The 14,681-nt window shown below is 57.3% G+C and carries 16 protein-coding genes and 1 riboswitch; of the genes, 6 read left to right on the top strand and 10 right to left on the bottom strand.

All coding sequences use genetic code 11. The features are described from left to right. Window positions 1-68: 68 nt before the first annotated feature. The 4 genes from hflK (at window position 69) to AC2FHW_RS02695 (ending at window position 3,922) form a co-directional block, all read left to right on the top strand. The gene (gene hflK / locus AC2FHW_RS02710; RefSeq protein WP_496690775.1) at window positions 69-1,211 is read left to right on the top strand and encodes an FtsH protease activity modulator HflK; all 1,143 of its coding nucleotides are present in this window, start codon (window positions 69-71) and stop codon (window positions 1,209-1,211) included. Next, window positions 1,211-2,107: a protease modulator HflC gene (gene hflC / locus AC2FHW_RS02705; protein ID WP_142634570.1), complete on the top strand. Its 897-nt coding sequence runs from the start codon at window positions 1,211-1,213 to the stop codon at window positions 2,105-2,107. Before hflK ends, hflC begins: the two co-directional genes overlap by 1 nt. After that, a complete protein-coding gene (locus tag AC2FHW_RS02700) occupies window positions 2,107-2,301 on the top strand; it encodes a DUF2065 domain-containing protein (RefSeq protein WP_142634568.1) in 195 nt (64 codons plus the stop codon). The genes hflC and AC2FHW_RS02700 overlap by 1 nt, the downstream gene beginning before the upstream one ends. 184 nt (window positions 2,302-2,485) lie before the next feature. Continuing rightward, window positions 2,486-3,922: a Do family serine endopeptidase gene (locus AC2FHW_RS02695; protein ID WP_496728300.1), complete on the top strand. Its 1,437-nt coding sequence runs from the start codon at window positions 2,486-2,488 to the stop codon at window positions 3,920-3,922. A 215-nt stretch (window positions 3,923-4,137) separates the two neighbouring features. On the opposite strand, the gene AC2FHW_RS02690 is transcribed toward AC2FHW_RS02695, so the two are convergent. The 5 genes from AC2FHW_RS02690 to AC2FHW_RS02670 form a co-directional block, all read right to left on the bottom strand. Beyond that, window positions 4,138-4,806 (bottom strand): Crp/Fnr family transcriptional regulator, encoded by a 669-nt coding sequence (locus AC2FHW_RS02690; RefSeq protein ID WP_142634564.1) that lies wholly within the window; start codon window positions 4,804-4,806, stop codon window positions 4,138-4,140. A gap of 142 nt (window positions 4,807-4,948) precedes the next feature. After that, window positions 4,949-5,554 (bottom strand): inner membrane-spanning protein YciB, encoded by a 606-nt coding sequence (locus AC2FHW_RS02685; RefSeq protein WP_142634562.1) that lies wholly within the window; start codon window positions 5,552-5,554, stop codon window positions 4,949-4,951. Between the two features lie 17 nt (window positions 5,555-5,571). After that, the gene (locus AC2FHW_RS02680) at window positions 5,572-6,474 is read right to left on the bottom strand and encodes an EamA family transporter (RefSeq protein ID WP_271946361.1); all 903 of its coding nucleotides are present in this window, start codon (window positions 6,472-6,474) and stop codon (window positions 5,572-5,574) included. Window positions 6,475-6,560: 86 nt separating this feature from the next. Beyond that, window positions 6,561-7,679, bottom strand: a complete 1,119-nt coding sequence (gene ftsY / locus AC2FHW_RS02675) for a signal recognition particle-docking protein FtsY (protein ID WP_271946363.1) — start codon at window positions 7,677-7,679, stop codon at window positions 6,561-6,563. Between the two features lie 58 nt (window positions 7,680-7,737). Next, entirely contained in the window at window positions 7,738-8,376 is a 639-nt protein-coding gene (locus AC2FHW_RS02670) for a lysoplasmalogenase family protein (RefSeq protein ID WP_271946366.1), read from the bottom strand. A gap of 133 nt (window positions 8,377-8,509) precedes the next feature. Here AC2FHW_RS02670 and AC2FHW_RS02665 point away from each other — a divergent pair, with 133 nt between their 5' ends. Next, the gene (locus tag AC2FHW_RS02665; RefSeq protein WP_271946369.1) at window positions 8,510-8,905 is read left to right on the top strand and encodes a hypothetical protein; all 396 of its coding nucleotides are present in this window, start codon (window positions 8,510-8,512) and stop codon (window positions 8,903-8,905) included. 12 nt (window positions 8,906-8,917) lie between these two features. On the opposite strand, the gene xseA is transcribed toward AC2FHW_RS02665, so the two are convergent. Beyond that, window positions 8,918-10,411 (bottom strand): exodeoxyribonuclease VII large subunit, encoded by a 1,494-nt coding sequence (gene xseA, locus AC2FHW_RS02660; RefSeq protein WP_271946371.1) that lies wholly within the window; start codon window positions 10,409-10,411, stop codon window positions 8,918-8,920. 75 nt (window positions 10,412-10,486) lie between these two features. On the opposite strand from xseA, the gene purD reads away from it, so the two are divergent. Then, complete coding sequence (gene purD, locus AC2FHW_RS02655; protein WP_271946374.1) at window positions 10,487-11,749, top strand: phosphoribosylamine--glycine ligase; 1,263 nt, start codon at window positions 10,487-10,489, stop codon at window positions 11,747-11,749. Window positions 11,750-11,835: 86 nt separating this feature from the next. On the opposite strand, the gene AC2FHW_RS02650 is transcribed toward purD, so the two are convergent. From AC2FHW_RS02650 to AC2FHW_RS02635, 4 genes are all read right to left on the bottom strand, one after another. Beyond that, the gene (locus AC2FHW_RS02650) at window positions 11,836-12,591 is read right to left on the bottom strand and encodes an FG-GAP repeat domain-containing protein (RefSeq protein WP_496821376.1); all 756 of its coding nucleotides are present in this window, start codon (window positions 12,589-12,591) and stop codon (window positions 11,836-11,838) included. After that, window positions 12,591-12,914: a 2Fe-2S iron-sulfur cluster-binding protein gene (locus tag AC2FHW_RS02645; RefSeq protein WP_142634548.1), complete on the bottom strand. Its 324-nt coding sequence runs from the start codon at window positions 12,912-12,914 to the stop codon at window positions 12,591-12,593. The genes AC2FHW_RS02650 and AC2FHW_RS02645 overlap by 1 nt, the downstream gene beginning before the upstream one ends. A gap of 184 nt (window positions 12,915-13,098) precedes the next feature. After that, window positions 13,099-13,677, bottom strand: coding sequence for a GNAT family N-acetyltransferase (locus AC2FHW_RS02640; RefSeq protein ID WP_496821375.1), 579 nt, complete (start codon window positions 13,675-13,677; stop codon window positions 13,099-13,101). Between the two features lie 60 nt (window positions 13,678-13,737). Then, window positions 13,738-14,427, bottom strand: a complete 690-nt coding sequence (locus AC2FHW_RS02635) for a glutathione S-transferase N-terminal domain-containing protein (RefSeq protein ID WP_271946383.1) — start codon at window positions 14,425-14,427, stop codon at window positions 13,738-13,740. A gap of 130 nt (window positions 14,428-14,557) precedes the next feature. After that, window positions 14,558-14,635, top strand: a riboswitch (SAM riboswitch). Window positions 14,636-14,681: the final 46 nt, after the last annotated feature.

Genomic DNA, 14,681 nt, shown 5'->3' with positions numbered 1-14,681 from the left:
CAACCGCGCGCACACAAGTTACAAGGGAACCCGTGATCACACGGTTCAACACAAGGGAATAGATAAAAATGGCGGGCAACAGCGGCGGCCCCTGGGGGGGCGGAGGCTCTTCTGGCGGCGGAGGAAATCGGGGTGATAACGGGGACGGGCGCAAGCCCCCTGAAAACGAGGGCCCGCAGATCCCCGAGATCGACGAGCTGATGAAAAAAGGCCAGGAACAGCTGCGCGTCCTGATGGGCGGCGGCGGTGGCGGCCGTGGTAGCAATGGTTCGGGCGGTGGCGGGGGTGGTCCCATCTTTACCAAAGGGACTATTGCCATTGGGTTGGTGGTGGGTGCAGTCCTTTGGGGGGCGGCCAGCTTTTATACGGTAAAGCCGGAAGAACAGTCAGTAGAGCTGTTTTTGGGTGAATTTTCAAACATTGGAAATCCCGGTCTGAACTTTGCGCCTTGGCCGTTTGTAACTGCCGAGGTCATTCCTGTGACCCGCGAGCAGAACGAAGACATGGGCGGAGCCCGTGGTAGCGATGATGGCTTGATGCTGACAGGCGACGAAAATGTTGTCGATATCGACTATCAGGTGGTCTGGAACATCAATGACCCGGCCAAGTATCTGTTCAATTTGCGCGACCCGCGCCAGACGATCCGCGCCGTGTCGGAATCGGCCATGCGCGAGATCATTGCACAAAGCGAGCTGGCACCGATCCTGAACCGAGATCGGGGTGTGATCGCTGATCGCTTGCAGGAATTGATTCAATCGACGATGGACAGCTATGATTCCGGCGTGAACATTGTGCGTGTCAACTTTGACAAAGCCGACCCGCCACAGGACGTAATCGCGGCCTTCCGCGATGTTCAGGCTGCCGCACAAGAACGTGACCGTCTGCAGAACGTCGCCGACGCCTATGCCAATAAGGTACTGGCCGAAGCACGTGGTGAAGCCGCGCAAGTTGTGGAAGAGGCCGAAGGATATCGCGCCCAGCAGATCAACAGTGCTCAAGGTGAAGCCAGCCGCTTTAGCGCGGTTCTGGAAGAATACTCCAAAGCGCCGGATGTAACGCGCAAACGTTTGTATCTGGAGCGGATGGAGCAGATTCTGGGTGATGTCGACAAGATCATACTGGACGAAAACTCGACCGGTCAGGGACAGGGCATTGTTCCGTATCTGCCGCTGAACGAACTGCGCCGCAATCAATCCGGGGAGAGCAACTGATGCGTAAGTCACCCATTATCCTCATCCTTGTGGTGATCCTTGGCGTCGCTGGGCTGTCTTCGATCTTTATCGTTGATGAACGCGAGCGTGCGCTGGTTCTGCAATTCGGCCGTGTGGTCGCGGTGAAAGAAGATCCCGGTCTGGCGTTCAAAATTCCACTTATTCAGGAAGTTGTCCGTTATGACGACCGTATCCTGTCCATCGACGTTCAACCGCTTGAAGTGACGCCGTTGGATGATCGGCGTCTGGTCGTCGATGCCTTCGCCCGCTACCGGATTTCCGATCTGAACCAGTTCCGCCAGGCGGTTGGTGTCGGTGGTATCCCGGTTGCCGAGGATCGTCTGGACCGCATCTTGCGCGCTGAAACCCGCGAAGTTCTGGGTTCAGTTTCGTCTCGTGACATCCTGAGCTCGGACCGGGCTGCGCTGATGCTGCGTATCCGCAATAGTGCGATTGCCGAGGCACGTGCGCTGGGTGTGACCGTCATTGACGTGCGCCTGAAAGCGACCGATCTGCCGCAGGCCAACCTCGAAGCGACGTTTGACCGGATGAAGGCCGAGCGGGAGCGCGAAGCAACGGACGAACGTGCCCGTGGTAATGAGGCGGCACAGCGCGTACGTGCCCAGGCCGACAGGACCGTTGTCGAACTGGTGTCGGATGCGCGGCGTGAGGCTGAGATCATTCGCGGTGAGGCTGACGCCGAACGCAATGCGATCTTTGCCGAAGCTTACGGTGCGGACCCGGAATTCTTTGAATTCTATCGTTCGCTGACCGCCTACCAGAATGCATTGCAGGGCGGTAACAGCTCGATGGTATTGAGCCCGGATTCCGAGTTCTTCAACTATCTCAAATCACCCACCGGCCGGGGCCAATCGGCGGGGCAGGCGTCTGAATAATGGGTATGATCCTTCTGGCCTTTGGGCTGGTGTTGATTGTCGAGGGGCTGGCCTATGCGCTGGCCCCTTCGCTTATTGAACGTATGCTAGAGGCGCTGCGGTCGATGCCAGAGCAGGCACGTCGACTTGCAGGATTGTTATGTATGGTGGGAGGTCTCGTGTTGCTATGGGGTGCATATCAGGTCGGGTTTTGAACAACGGCTACACTTCATGGTGATTTCCCCGCGATCCTCAGTTGCGGGCAAGGACAAACCAGCTACATTGGATATCAAGAAGGGCCGCCTGCGGGCGATCCAGATAGTGTTGACGACAAGGAGTTCCCACGTGCAGTCACAAGCGCGCATTATATCCGTCCGGCGGGACGACGTTGTTGGTTTCATGCGGTTGATGTGGCTGGCCTTTGCCGGGATGCTGCTTGTATTGGCGCAGTCAGTGGCCGCCCAGGCGCGGGGCGAAAGCCTGGCTCCGCTGGCCGATAAGATCAGCCCAGCGGTGGTCAACATCACCACTTCGACACTGATCGAGGGACAGACCGGCCCGCAGGGGATCGTTCCCGAGGGCTCTCCGTTCGAAGATTTCTTTCGCGAGTTTCAAGACCGTAACGGGGATGAAGATAACCGCCCCCGCCGCAGCAATTCGCTGGGCTCGGGGTTTGTGATATCCGAGGATGGTTTCATCGTTACTAACAACCACGTTATTGCCGAGGCTGATGAGATACTGGTCGAATTCTTCCCGGGCGACGGTCAACCGAAGAAAGAACTGCCTGCGAAAGTGATCGGTACAGATGAAAAAACCGATATCGCGCTTTTGAAGGTCGAAGCCACCGGGCCGCTGAAATATGTCAAGTTCGGCGATAGTGACATTGCGCGCGTTGGCGACTGGGTGATTGCGATGGGCAACCCGCTGGGGCAAGGGTTTTCGGTTTCGGCGGGGATCGTCTCGGCGCGGAACCGCGCGCTCAGCGGATCTTATGACGACTATATCCAGACCGATGCTGCGATTAACCGGGGGAACTCGGGCGGGCCGCTGTTCAATATGGATGGCGAGGTGATCGGCGTGAATACGGCGATCCTGTCGCCGAATGGCGGTTCGATCGGGATTGGCTTCTCGATGGCCTCGAATGTGGTGGTCAAGGTTGTCGACCAACTGCGCGAGTTCGGCGAGACCCGCCGCGGTTGGCTGGGTGTCCGCATTCAGGACGTGACCGAGGATATGGCCGAGGCGATGGGCCTGGACAAGCCGGGTGGCGCACTGATCAGCGATGTACCCGAGGGCCCGGCCAAAGAGGCAGGCCTGTTGGCCGGTGACGTGATCCTCAGCTTTGATGGTGTTGAGGTCGAAGACACCCGTGGATTGGTACGTCAGGTTGGTGAGACAACGGTTGGCAAGTCGGTCCGTGTGGTGGTGCATCGGGATGGCAGCACGCAGACAGTACTTGTGACTCTGGGCCGCCGCGAAGATGCCGAGCGGGCCGAAAGCGAAGAGGGTGAGGCTGAAGAAGCCCCGGTTGAGGAAAATGCCGATATTCTGGGGCTGACGATATCGCCCGTGACTGAAGCCCTGCGTGCTGATCTGGGGCTGGAGCCGGATACCGAGGGGCTGGTTGTGACCGAAGTGGACGAGGCGTCAGAAGCCTATGCCAAGGGTTTGCGCGCCGGTGATCTGATCACCGAGGCTGGCCAGCAGAAGGTCACTGCGATTTCTGATCTCGAGGACCGAATGGAAGAAGCCCGCACGGCCGGGCGGAAGTCACTGCTGCTTTTGGTGCGGCGCGGTGGAGATCCACGCTTTGTCGCGCTGAGCCTTGAAGAGTGATCTCTTAGGTTGAACAAACAGAAAGGCCAGGGCACCTGCTCTGGCCTTTTTTCTGTGCTGAAAAAAGATGAGCCACACGCCGGGGAAGGCGTATGGCTCTGGTACAGGGAGAGGTCAGTGGACAGATATCGGGGATGATTCTCTGACCTCCTACGGTAACAGTTCCTAACGTAATCTTAATGCGATCCGTCGTATGTGAAGCAGGTCACAACAGGTCAAATGAGGTCGGAATCCGCCAGTTCCCGCAGCGCCTCAAAATCATGGATCATCAGGCCGCCCCGCGAAGCTTCGACAACCTTGTCGCGTTTCCAGGTTGAAATTGTCTTTGAGACAGCTTCGCGCGTGGCACCAACGAATTCGGCCAGCTCGCTTTGGGACAGGGTAATGCGAGTGGTTGGATCGTCTTGAAGGTTGGACAGATGCAGCAGTTTGCGCGCAAGCCGGATAGGCATCGGCAAAAAGACCTGTTCATTCAGTTGCGACCCCATCCACCGCATGCGCAAACCGGCCAGTCGGATCATATCCACCGCAAGGTCAGGATGTTGGCGGATCTGGTTCATGACATCGGACCTACGCACACGCAGCACCCGAGAGGCCTCGGCCGCGGCCACGGTTGCGGTGCGGGGGCCATTGTCGAACAAGCCGATTTCACCAAAGACCTCGCCAGGCTTCATCAATGTCAACGAGAGTTTTCGACCGCTCATCGCCAAGAAGGACACCTCTAGCGTGCCGGCAAGAATGGCATAGAGGGCATCCCCTTCATCCCCTTGTTCGAAAAGGATATCACCAGGTTCGAGAGAAATCTCTGTCGCCTGTGCCGAGAGCATTGATCTCAGCCGGTCTGAAGCTTCGGATAGAAAGCCACTATTTGGGAAAGCCGTCATTTGGTGTGGTGCTCCGGCGGGAAAAGGTGAGTGGTGACACAACTTTTCATAGCCCAAGCGTTTAGCCAAGGATTTTGTTAGGTTTTATGGCCTCCCGCGCTTCACGGAAAAGTCATCCGAAGGGCGGTTGAGGATTTAGCCGTCATTGATGATCGGGATCATCCATATAGCTTTGCAACAGGCTGAACTGCAGCATCAGGAACGCCATCAGGGCAATGGGAAATCCGAAGGTTTCAATCTTGACCCACAGGTCAGTCGACATCGTGCGCCACACGAATTCATTTGCGACGGCCAGAACAGCAAAACACGCACACAGACGACGGGTCAGGATCATCCAGCCTTCGTGTTTCATGGGCAGCATCTCGTCCAGAACATAGGCAAGATAGGATTTCTTTTGCAGCAGCCCGATCCCCAGGATCAGAGCAAACAGGCCATAAACAAGCGTGGTTTTCATCTTGAAGAACCGCTCGTCATTGAACCAGGCGGTCAGGCCGCCGAAGAAAATGACCATGAAAGCTGTAAATATCTGCATCCGGCTTAGCTTGCCGGTCAGGTACCACAAGATGCCCATTGCCCCCAGCATCAGCGGCACAAAAATGATCGTGGCAATGATAAAGCCGGAATACTCGATGCCGCCGATCATAAAGCTGTCATCGCGCAAGCGCAGGTAGATGAAGAAAAAGGCCAGCGGAGGACCCAGTTCCAGCACCTGTTTCAGAAATGGATTTATGTCGGTCTTGCCTGTCATGTCTTTTGTCCTGCTGCTTACCCGCCCATTTCAACTATTACGGCGCCGAGTGCAATCAATGCCATCAGCGCGATCCGCCTTGGGCCGACGGTTTCTTTCAGAACCAGCCAGCCGATCAGGGCGGCAAAGACGGTGGAGGTTTCCCGCAGAACGGCGGCTTCGCCGACCTTGTCCAACCGCGTGGCCAGCATGATGGCCCCGAAAGATAGGGGGGCGATGATCCCGCCGGCGATGCCGCGCAGCGCCAAGGGTCCCAAGGCCGGGCGATGGGCCATCACGCGCCAGCGAAAGAACGCATAGATCGGCATGGCGGCCCCGTCGATCATGAAAAACCAGGCCAGAAAGGTGAACGGATCGGCCGTCGCACGAATGCCATAGGCGTCATAGGTGGTATATAACGCCACAAACAGGCCGGTTGCGAGGGCCAAGGCTAGGGCGATCCCAAGCGTTTCGCGGTTGGTTTCAAGAAACCGCAAATTATAGGCCGCCAGCCCGAATATCCCCGCTAGCAAGACCGCGACGCCAAACCATTGGGTGGCAGAGAAGGTCTCGCCAAACAAAAGATAGGCGCCGAAAACGGTGAACAGCGGCCCGGTGCCGCGCACAACAGGATAGACCACTGTATAAGAGCCTTTGGTATAGGCCATTGCCTGCAGTATCTTGTAAGCGATGTGGATCAGCCAGACGGTGGCGAAGATTGGCCACATATAGGGTTCGGGCCAGGGCACTAAAAAAAACGCGAAAGGTGCAGCCAGAAGACAGTAGCTGGCGTCTATGGCCCCGCGAGACAGCCACGGGTCGTGACGGCCCTTTTGTAATGCTCCGAACACCGCGTGCAAGAAGGCGGCCATCAGCGCGAGCCCAAGGGCAAGGTCATGGCCCTTGGGCGTGCCTTCCAGAGAGATGAGCCAGTCGCTCAAGACATCGACCTTTCGCGGGTGGAGAGGGTGGGGAGCTGTCTGCCCCCCACACCCCCGAAGATATTTTTAGCCAGTTGAAGTTCGGATCAGCGTTGATCGAGGCCGGTTAGAGCAGCGGCGAATTCATCGGGATCGAAAGGGGCGAGATCGTCGATCTGTTCTCCGACGCCTATTGCGTGAATGGGCAGGCCGAACTTGTCGGCCAGTGCCACCAGCACGCCGCCTTTTGCGGTGCCGTCCAGCTTGGTCATCACCAGGCCGGAGACATCGGCCAGTTTCTGAAAGGTATCGACCTGATTGAGTGCATTCTGACCGGTGGTGGCGTCCAAAACCAAAAGGGTATTGTGCGGTGCGGTTTCGTCGACTTTGCGGATCACCCGGACGATCTTGGCCAATTCCTCCATCAGGTCGGCACGATTTTGCAGACGACCGGCGGTGTCGATCATCAACAGATCGGCGCCATCCTCTTGTGCGCGGGTCAACGCATCGAAGGCCAGGGAGGCGGGGTCCGAGCCTTCGGGGGCTGTCAGGACCGGAACGCCTGCGCGGTCGCCCCAGACCTGCAGCTGTTCTACGGCGGCTGCGCGGAAGGTGTCTCCAGCTGCGATCACTACGTTCTTGCCGGCCGCCCTGAACTGGCTTGCTAGTTTGCCGATCGTGGTGGTCTTGCCCGATCCGTTGACGCCAACGACCAGTACCACCTGTGGGCGTTTGGAATAGAGCGGCATGGGCTTTGCAACGGGTTCCATAACCCGGGCGACTTCCTGCGCCAGAAGCTGCTTGATCTCTTGTGTCGAAAGTTTGCGGCCATAACGGCCCTCGGCCATATTGGCGGTGACGCGCAGCGCTGTGTCCACACCCATGTCGGATGCAATCAACAGCTCTTCAAGCTGTTCCAGCATGTCGTCATCCAGCGTGCGGCGAACTGTTGTCTCGGTCTCGGCGCGCCCGAAAAGCCGCCCGAGCATGGATTTCGACGGCGCAGACTCGGCTGTAGTGGACACCGGTTTGGCAATTGCCTGTTCCGGTGCCATGTCCGGTTGCGCGACTTCGGGTCCCGGTTCGGAATGCGGCGCTGGCGCTGGCGGGATTGAATCAGGTGCAGTTGTTTCCTCGCCCCCATCTTCAACGATGGCATCCAACCCTTGTTCAAGGCGGGATGAGGATTTGAACAGCTTGTCCTTGAGCTTTGAGAATAGCGCCATTTTTGGTCTCCGCAGGTGTTCCTCTCACCTAATGCGGAATTGCAGCAGTTGCAAAGGGTCAGAGGAAGGCGATCAGAAGACCGGCTTGCGCCCCCCAATACAATACCCAAACCAGATAGGAGGTGAAACGGCGGCTGGGATGGTCCACTGGCAAAAGAAACTTCTCAGTCGCCAGGATCAGGTCGGACGAGATAAAGGACAAAGCCGCAGGTAAAGCCCAACGCAGCGCGCCTGTTTCGGGCAGGGCCAGGACCGTGATGCCCATGCCCAGAATGATCGGAATATACCCGAAAACGGGCCATTTCAGATCTCCGGCACGCGGCGGTAATAGGGTGACAACGACAATACCGAGGAGGATCAAAGACCAGAAGTATCCGGGCTTCTCCAGAATAAGCGCGGCGTCGCTGGCCGGATGGGACAAGAACAGCCCGATATAGGCCAGATGACCAGTTGCAAAGGCACCGATCCCGGCCATGAAGGTGGCATCACTTTCCCGGGACAGAAGGGCGTCCCCCAGCGCACAGAATGCCAGCGCAAGGATCAATAGAAATGGAGCGCCACTTTGGGCGGCAATGACCGCCAGAACTGCGACGGATAGGGTCTTTAGGATTGACCGAACAGCGCCAGCGCCACGCGAGGTCAATGGCAGGTAAGCCAGAGCGCAAGCTGTCGCAATCAGAAAGAGAGCATTGTTCATAGAGTTATCTCCGCAGCATCTACTGAACACTTTCGCAGCGCATAACCGCAAAACTCAATCGGTGACGTGAAGGCACCCGGTTGGAATGAAAAGGGAATTGGCCTAGCGGCCTGCCATCTGACAGAATGAACCCATGCTGAAACGAATTGCGATTCTGTTGTCAATGGCTGCCCCGGCGGTTTGTGCTGACACATCTCTATCCGGCGCCGAATTTGACCGCTATACGCTGGGAAAAACCCTGTTCTATGGCTTTGAAGGCAGGATCTATGGGGTCGAGCGTTATCTGCCGGATCGCCGCGTGATTTGGTCTTTTCTGGATGGGAACTGCAAAGAAGGGCTCTGGTACGAGCAAGAAGGACAGATCTGTTTCGTCTATGAAGACCGGCATGACCCGCAATGTTGGGTATTCACCGAATCTGGCGGCGGTCTGATCGCTCAGTTCGAGGGAAATCCTGAGATGACCGAACTATATGAGAAAGAAGACACAGACGCCGAGATGGTCTGTTACGGTCCCGAAGTCGGTGTCTAGCCTGTGCAGGGGTCAGAACAACGACCCCTGATCCGGCGCATCCTTCTTCGGCGGTTTTTTCGAAGTTGACGGTGACGTGGTAGACGGGCCGGTCTTCAATTCGCCATCTGCAAATTCAATGTCAAAGGATTGGTGTTTTGCCGCCTGTTTTCGGGTTGTCAGTACCTGTCCTTCGGCGCGTACGACCGCATATCCACGTTGCAGCGTTGCCTTGTAGCTGAGCGTTTCACGCAGCCGGTCTGCGGTTTCCAGGGATTGACGCATCCGGTCCAGACGCGCGGCTTGCGCTGTACTCAAGCGTTCGGCTAGGCGGTTGATGTTTTGCCGTTGGCTGTCGATTTCGCGCTGGATCGGCCGGACAGACAGGCGCGACGAAAGGCTGCGCAGCGTTTCCTGTCGGGTTCCGACCAGTGAGCGTAATGTCGACGGGCGCAGATGGGCGGACAACTCCACTACTTGCAAACGGCGGTTTTGCACGCCGCGCTCAAGTGCTGGTGTCAGTCGGTCCGCAATTAAATCAAGGCGTTGTCGCGGGTTGTTCAACAAGCTATCCGGGCGTGGTAATGCGCGGGATAAATCCCGCAACCGTTGCGACCGTCTTTGCACAGCGTCCGTGGCTGCACGGGACAGGCGGGCGCCTTGCTCTCCGGTCCAGGCCAGAAGTTCCATGCGGACAGGCACCGCAAGTTCGGCTGCGGCTGTGGGGGTTGGGGCCCTGCGGTCCGACACAAAATCAATCAGGGTCGTGTCGGTCTCGTGCCCAACGGCCGAGATCACCGGGATCTCTGATGCCGCCGTAGCGCGGGCCACGATCTCTTCGTTGAACCCCCAGAGGTCCTCGATTGACCCGCCACCACGGGCGACGATGATCAGGTCCGGTCGTGGCAGCGCACCGCCAGGAGTCAGTTGGTTGAAACCAGTAATCGCGTTCGCCACCTCAGGCGCGCAATTCGAACCTTGCACGGCGACAGGCCAGATCAACACTTTGCGCGGAAACCGGTCACGCAACCGGTGCAGGATATCGCGGATCACCGCGCCCGAGGGTGAAGTCACTACGCCGATGATCTGAGGAAGATAGGGCAGAGGCTTTTTACGCTCGGGTGCGAACAGGCCCTCGGATTCCAACTGTTTCTTTCGCTTTTCAAGCAGGGCCATCAGGGCACCCTGTCCGGCCACCGAAACCTCATCCACGTTCAGATTGTATTTGGACTGCGCTCCAAAAGCGGTCAGACGGCCTGTGACGACCACTTCCAGACCTTCCTCGGGAACCACGGACAGGGCAGCAACCTGGCCTTTCCAAGTGGTGCAGGCCAGTACGTTCTTGTCGTCCTTGATGTCATAGTACAGATGACCAGATCTGGCTTTGAACACGCGACCGACTTCACCCCGAACACGGATTCGGCCGAAACTGCCTTCCAGCGTCCGCTTCACCTCGCCCGAGATGTCGGAAACAGTGTATTCTGGGGTATTTTGGCCGGGAATGGGGTCGTCAAGTAGGTCGGACATTTCAGCGCCTTGTGTCAAATGCTCGGCCAGCTTAGAACGCGCGGAAGGCGAGGCCAAGCAGATCGGAGAGCAGTCATGAACATCCTCATTCTCGGTAGTGGTGGGCGCGAACACAGCCTGGCCTGGGCGGTGATGCAAAACCCGAAATGCGACCGCCTGATTGTGGCGCCGGGCAATGCCGGGATCGCCCAGATTGCCGAATGTGCAGCGCTGGATATCGAAAACGGCGGTGAGGTGGTCAGGTTTGCGGATGAGAACGCGATCGACTTTGTGATCGTCGGCCCCGAGGCGCCATTGGCTGCGGGGGTTGCGGATCGTTTGCGCGAGGCCGGTGTGCTGGTTTTTGGCCCCTCGGCCGCGGCTGCACGTCTCGAGGCGTCCAAGAGCTTTACTAAAGAGATCTGCGACGCCGCCAATGCTCCAACCGCAGGATACGCCCGGTTTACCGAGGCCGAGCCAGCCAAAGCCTATATCAAAAAGCAGGGCGCACCTATCGTCGTCAAGGCTGATGGCTTGGCCGCGGGCAAGGGTGTGATCGTTGCGATGGACGAAGCGACGGCCTTGGATGCGATCGATGACATGTTTGGCGGAGCCTTTGGTGGTGCCGGTGCCGAAGTTGTGGTCGAAGAGTACATGGAAGGTGAAGAGGCATCTCTGTTCGTGCTATGCGACGGGGAAAGCATCCTGTCCATTGGCACGGCGCAAGACCATAAACGGGTAGGCGAGGGCGATACCGGTCTGAACACCGGCGGCATGGGCGCGTATTCTCCGGCTCCTGTGTTAAGCGCTGTAATCGAAGAGCGCGCGATGAACGAGATTGTGCGCCCCACCATGGCAGAGATGAAGCGGCGCGGAACGCCGTTTCAGGGCGTTCTTTATGTTGGTTTGATGATCAAGGACGGCCAGCCACGGTTGGTTGAATATAACGTGCGTTTCGGCGACCCGGAATGTCAGGTGCTGATGATGCGCCTGGGCGCGCAGGCGATGGACCTGATGCACGCCGCAGCAGAAGGCCGGTTGGCCGAGGCGCGTGTAAACTGGGCGGATGATCACGCCTTGACGGTAGTCATGGCCGCAAATGGTTATCCGGGCTCTTACCAAAAAGGCAGCGTGATCAAAGGGCTGGATGACGTATCTGAAGATAGCGGTAATATGGTGTTTCACGCAGGAACCAAAGAATCCGACGGTCAGATCGTCTCTAGTGGTGGCCGGGTATTGAATGTCACCGCACGCGGCCAGAACCTGCAGGAAGCGCGTGACCGCGCCTATGAGCTGATCGACGGGATCAACTGGCCAGAGGGGTTCTTTCGCCGGGATATCGGATGGCGGGCGCTGTAATCGCGACGGCTCCCGCGCCCAGCCACTGCATCAGAGATGCAGCGTCAATGGGCTTGGGCCGGGCAGCCCTCTGACGCGGGCTGCAGTCAGGGCGAGGGTACGCAGTTAAGCGCAGAGGTCATTGCTTTCGGGCTAAAGGGGGCGACCAGATGCTGCACCCAGCCATTGTCAAAGCGGATGCTGACAATTTCGCGCCAGTCCGCAGACGCGACAACCAGTTCCGGGCCATTGCCACAGTCGCGCAGACCCCCTGTGATGAAATCTTCGCCGATCCGATGATTTGTCAGCCTTGGTAGGGCGGCAATCTGGATTAATTCTCCGTCGACAAAGCGCCAAATGCGCAATGTCTTGGCCAGATGAGGGCGGTCGACATAGGCGATCTCGATATTGCCATCCCCATCCAGATCCGCCACCCCGACCGGAGCAAGCCATCGAAAGCGGGTACCGATATGCGGAGTTGCGGCGATTTTGTCGCCTCTGGCATCATAGATGGCCAACTGAGCGCCCGCTTGGTCCTGAGATTCAACGACAATGGCCTCGGGGGTCCCATCCTGATCCACGTCCACAAGCCGTGGAGCGAGATCTTCAAATACGCGATCAGATGGAAGACGGATGGTCACATTTCCGCTTTGGATAGTCAGCTCCAACGCGCCATATTCGATGTTATCACCCAGAACTCCGTGGGCGTAACGTGTGGTCGGCTCGGTGAAACGAGCGGCTGGGACGGTCTCTGCCAGTGCCAGCGGGACATGGCCGGTCAGCCAGAAGCACAACGTCAGCGCTGCGCCGCGGGCCTGACCCTGCCAAGTTCGGTAGGGTAGGCGCGGCGCTTTGCAGGGCATCAGATCTGTTTTTCCGGCATCTGAACGATCAGGCCATCCATCTCGTCTGTGACTTTGATCTGGCAGGTCAGGCGCGAACGGGCAGGGTCGGGCTCATAGGCAAAGTCCAGCATGTCTTCTTCCATGTCATCCTTGCCGGGGATTTTCTCAACCCAGTCGGGGTGGATATAGACATGGCAGGTCGAACAGGCACAGGCGCCGCCGCAATCCGCTTCGATGCCGGGAATGTTGTTGTCACGGGCTCCTTCCATGACGGTTAGTCCGTTGGCGACCTCGACAGTGTGCTCGGTACCGCCATGCTCGACATAGGTGATCTTTGCCATTGCGTGCGTCTTCCTTTTTCGATTGTCGATTTCTTCCTTAGTGAAGGGCGTTGCCTGTTTCCAGTGGGAATTGCGACATGAACGGTCGCGGCTGAATATTCTTATCGACAATATTGCAATCGAGCCTGCACCGATGTCAGTCGCTTTGACCGATCTCTAGAACCATGTGCAGGTGCATTCCTATTCAATGCTCGTCGTCCAAAACGGGCACGCGCGATTCAATTTCGACGCTAAATCCAATATGTTCATAAAAACTAACGGCTTCATTGTTGGCAGCTACATCAAGGCATATTTGATTGCACCCACCCGCCAAAGCCCGTTTCGTTGCTATTGCAAAGAGTTGGCTGGCAATGCCTGTACCCTGCATGTCTGGGTTCACAGCGAATTCGAGAATGTAGTAAGAGTTTTGACGCGGGGCGGGAAACAACCGATCCATCCAATGCAAGGCAGATTTTAGATGACGGGCTTCATCTTCGCCAAGAGCATTAGCTTGATGATCGACGGAAAAATCGAAATTCGCAGCATATTCTTCTTCTGTATGCCCAATAAGGAGGCCGGCGACTTTGCCACGGTGCATGGCCGTGAAGGCATGTTTGAACGAATACAAACCTAGTTGCGCGGGCCATTCTGTTCCGATGATCTTAAGCAAGACATCCATTTTTCCAAATATGTAACCGTTTAGTTTTGGATCTGTGCTCCATAGAAGATCGGCGAGAGCCTCGGGTGGAACAGATTTGGAGGCCGGTTGTACTAGGACGGTCAAAATTCACTCCTGATTCTGGCATCCAGAAAATGCGACATACCGTGTAAACAATACCCTCGCTTATCGTTTAAACAAAACGCCCTGCGATTGCCTGTCACGGTGATCTCCGCGCAACTCGGCATGCAAGGCGCGGCCCGCTTGCACACCGCGGCGAGAGCTTACGGTTTCCAACCAGCGGGTAAAGTGAGGCTTGTTTTCCAACACCTGTTGTTGCCCTTCCCACAAGCTCGCCCAGCCCCAGATCGACATGTCGGCGATGGAATAGAAATTGCCGGCCACATATTCGTTCTCGGCCAGCCTGCGATCCAGAACGCCGTAAAGACGTCCGACTTCGGCACGGTAGCGATCCTTGGGGTAGGGCAGGTCTTGCGGCGGGTCCAGCTGAGGTGCGTATTTCAGGAAATGGTGTGCTTGTCCCGCCATCGGGCCGATGCCGCCCATCTGCCACATCAGCCATTCTTCGACAGCGATCCGGTCACGTTCAGTTTCACCATAGAAGCGTCCGGTTTTTCGGGCGAGATACATCAGGATCGCGCCGCTTTCGAATACAGATACCGGCGTCCCTCCGGGTCCGTTCGGATCGACGATCGCGGGCATCCGGTTATTGGGGGCGATCTTAAGGAACTCGGGGTCGAACTGGTCGCCTTGGCCGATGTTGATCAGGTGGGTTTTATAGGGCAGCTCCATCTCTTCCAAAGCGATGGACACTTTCCAGCCGTTGGGCGTGGGCCAGAAATATAGATCGATCATGTCATCTCCTCAAACTGGACGCGATCATGGAGGTTTCAGCGCGTTCGGCAAGAGGGCGCGCAGGTGTGTTACGAAAGCGTGACCTTGGTGCAGCCGGTCTTGACGTGATCTGGGACGGGGCGTAAATGCATCCTCATCAAGTGGCGATTTGTTACCGGATTGCGGGCCACGTTAAACAACACCGCTAAAAGGTCAGGATGAAAGACCCCTTTCGCTTGGCCGCGTCTGGGGTTTTTTGTTTACGTCCCTCAAGG

It is taken from the genome of Ruegeria sp. YTSA108 (assembly GCF_059610185.1).
This window is presented reverse-complemented; position numbering and strand designations above follow the sequence as displayed.

Excerpts from the sequence above, each read along its gene's own strand:
- AC2FHW_RS02665 (WP_271946369.1), top strand. The coding sequence starts at position 8,510 with ATGCTGAAACGAATTGCGATTCTGTTGTCAATGGCTGCCCCGGCGGTT.
- ftsY (WP_271946363.1), bottom strand. The coding sequence starts at position 7,679 with ATGGCGCTATTCTCAAAGCTCAAGGACAAGCTGTTCAAATCCTCATCC.
- AC2FHW_RS02700 (WP_142634568.1), top strand. The coding sequence starts at position 2,107 with ATGGGTATGATCCTTCTGGCCTTTGGGCTGGTGTTGATTGTCGAGGGG.
- AC2FHW_RS02635 (WP_271946383.1), bottom strand. The coding sequence starts at position 14,427 with ATGATCGATCTATATTTCTGGCCCACGCCCAACGGCTGGAAAGTGTCC.
- AC2FHW_RS02690 (WP_142634564.1), bottom strand. The coding sequence starts at position 4,806 with ATGACGGCTTTCCCAAATAGTGGCTTTCTATCCGAAGCTTCAGACCGG.
- hflK (WP_496690775.1), top strand. The coding sequence starts at position 69 with ATGGCGGGCAACAGCGGCGGCCCCTGGGGGGGCGGAGGCTCTTCTGGC.
- AC2FHW_RS02685 (WP_142634562.1), bottom strand. The coding sequence starts at position 5,554 with ATGACAGGCAAGACCGACATAAATCCATTTCTGAAACAGGTGCTGGAA.
- xseA (WP_271946371.1), bottom strand. The coding sequence starts at position 10,411 with ATGTCCGACCTACTTGACGACCCCATTCCCGGCCAAAATACCCCAGAA.
- purD (WP_271946374.1), top strand. The coding sequence starts at position 10,487 with ATGAACATCCTCATTCTCGGTAGTGGTGGGCGCGAACACAGCCTGGCC.
- hflC (WP_142634570.1), top strand. The coding sequence starts at position 1,211 with ATGCGTAAGTCACCCATTATCCTCATCCTTGTGGTGATCCTTGGCGTC.
- AC2FHW_RS02645 (WP_142634548.1), bottom strand. The coding sequence starts at position 12,914 with ATGGCAAAGATCACCTATGTCGAGCATGGCGGTACCGAGCACACTGTC.
- AC2FHW_RS02695 (WP_496728300.1), top strand. The coding sequence starts at position 2,486 with ATGCGGTTGATGTGGCTGGCCTTTGCCGGGATGCTGCTTGTATTGGCG.
- AC2FHW_RS02670 (WP_271946366.1), bottom strand. The coding sequence starts at position 8,376 with ATGAACAATGCTCTCTTTCTGATTGCGACAGCTTGCGCTCTGGCTTAC.
- AC2FHW_RS02650 (WP_496821376.1), bottom strand. The coding sequence starts at position 12,591 with ATGCCCTGCAAAGCGCCGCGCCTACCCTACCGAACTTGGCAGGGTCAG.